Below are 319 nucleotides of genomic sequence, written 5' to 3' on the forward strand. Positions count from 1 at the left end.
AAGCTGGACCGGCGTGCCCTGCCTGCCCCGGACCGCAGCGCCGAACTGGAAGCGTCCTACCGTGCTCCGCGCACACCGGACGAGCAACTGCTGTGCGAAGCGTTCGCCGAAATTCTGGGCCTGGACCGGGTCGGCATCGACGACAACTTCTTCGAGCTGGGCGGGCACTCCCTGCTTGCGGTGCTGCTGGTGGAGCGGTTGCGTGAGGGTGGGTTGTCGGTGTCGGTACGCGCACTGTTCCAGGCGCCGACCCCTGCCGACCTGGCGGTGGTTGGCGAGGACGCGTCGTTCGTGGTGCCGGCGAACGGTATTCCGGCGG

Annotated in this window: 1 protein-coding gene; it reads left to right on the forward strand. The window is 68.7% G+C overall.

The genetic code is table 11. The features are described from left to right. On the forward strand, positions 1-319 hold a 319-nt coding region (locus G3I41_RS08190; protein ID WP_164399634.1), incomplete at both ends, for a phosphopantetheine-binding protein.

Origin of the sequence: Streptomyces sp. SID9727, from assembly GCF_010550605.1 — a bacterium.
Taxonomy (GTDB): domain Bacteria; phylum Actinomycetota; class Actinomycetes; order Streptomycetales; family Streptomycetaceae; genus Streptomyces.